This is a genomic window from Pseudomonas sp. GM49, assembly GCF_000282355.1.
GTDB lineage: Bacteria > Pseudomonadota > Gammaproteobacteria > Pseudomonadales > Pseudomonadaceae > Aquipseudomonas.
Window position 1 is genome coordinate 1 of sequence record NZ_AKJL01000258.1, and the last position, 1723, is coordinate 1723.

Consider the following 1723-nt stretch of genomic DNA (forward strand, 5'->3'; position numbering starts at 1 on the left):
TGTCCAAAATCATTAGGCCAGTTCAAGCTCGCTCCTACAGGGTCAGCGTACAACCCGGGTTAATTCATCTCCCCTTCAACCCTATCCCTTCCTGCCTGCTTCGCCGCATAAACCCCTGAATCCGCGCGCAGCAGCAAGGCATCGACGCCCTCCCCGGCCCGCCAACTGGCAATCCCGAAACTGGCGGTGACCGTACCGACACCTTCTATGGGTGAGCTGCGCAAGCCTTGCCACAATTGCTGGGCCAACATATAGGCCTGTTCGCCGCCGATATCCGGGCACAGCACCATGAACTCCTCTCCGCCCAAACGGCAGAACACATCGGTGCGGCGCAGCCGGTTGCCAATCCGTTCGCACACGGCCTGCAACACCCGATCACCGATGGCGTGGCCATGCTGGTCATTGATGCGCTTGAAATGGTCGATATCGAGCATGATCACCGACAGATCCCCACCGCCGCGCTCCACCCGGGCCATTTCGGTGGTCAGGCGTTCCTGGAAATAACGCCGGTTGTGGATTCCGGTCAGCGAATCGGTGACCGACAACGCGCGCAACTCTTCTTCCACCCGCTTCATATCGGAAATGTCCGAGATATAGCCATGCCACAGCACGCCGCCACCGGGCAGCTCCTCCGGAGTGGCTTCGCCGCGAACCCAACGCAAACCACGTTGTGGCAGTTGCACGCGGTATTCCTCGCGCCAGGGGCTGAGGGTGTCGGCCGAAGCACGGATCGAGGCGCGGACACGGGCAGAGTCCTGAGGGTGAATCCGGGTGAAAATCGCTTCGGCATTGAGCAGCAACACGTCGGGTTCGAGCTCGTAGATCTCGCGAATACCGTCGCTGGCGTAGATCACGCTGAAACGCCCGTCGAACTCCATCTTGAACTGATAGATGCCACCGGGCACATGGGCGCTGAGTTTCTTCAACAGCAGGTCCCGCGCAGCGAGCGCTTCGTGGACCCGTTTGCGTTCGGTGATGTCGATGCACACCGCCAGGTGCCCGACCCACAGGCCTTGCTCGTCGAGCACTGGCGTGGTGAGCATGTTGACCATCAAATGGCTGCCGTCGCCGCGCACCAGCGTCCACTCCCGCGCCTCTTGACCGCCCTCCACGTCGCCTTCGACCAGCATCGCGTGGCAGGTCGGCACCGGTTTGCCATAGCGTGCGCTCAACTCTGCCGAGCGAGCGACCAGCTCCCGGGGCAGGTGCAGGTTTTCCAGGGTCATATGGCCGACCACTTCGGCGCTGGTGTAGCCAAGCATTTGCTCGGCACCCGCGTTGAAAGTGTTGATGACGCCGCGCAGGTCGGTGGCAATGATCGCTACCTGGGTGGCGGCATTCAGCACACCACGCAACTGACCATGGGTGCCGCGCAGCTCCTGTTCCCGATCGCGCAACTCGCGGGTACGTTGCTCAACCATTTTCAGTGCGCGCTGACGCTGACTGACCAACACATACAGCAAGGCACTGAGCAACACGCTGAGCAATCCACCCAACACCACCAGGCTGGTCACCGAGGAATGGTTGGCCTGCAAGAATGCGTCGCTGGGCTGGATATCGACTTGATAGTCATGGTCGGCCATGCGCAACAGGCGAGTGGCGGACAACTCGCTGATGGCCGCCGGGTTGGGCGACTCGAACAGCACTTCGTGCTGGTCGGCGGTCGACAAATCGAGGATGCGCACCGAGAGATAGTCGCGGCTCGCTTCCGGCAGTCCGTCCG

1 protein-coding gene is annotated in these 1723 nt (G+C 61.6%); it reads right to left on the reverse strand.

The window, feature by feature from the left end; translation table 11 throughout:
• Positions 1–59: 59 nt before the first annotated feature.
• Positions 60–1723 (reverse strand): sensor domain-containing diguanylate cyclase (locus tag PMI29_RS07265; RefSeq protein WP_008001626.1); only part of this gene is annotated, 1664 nt, incomplete at its 5' end.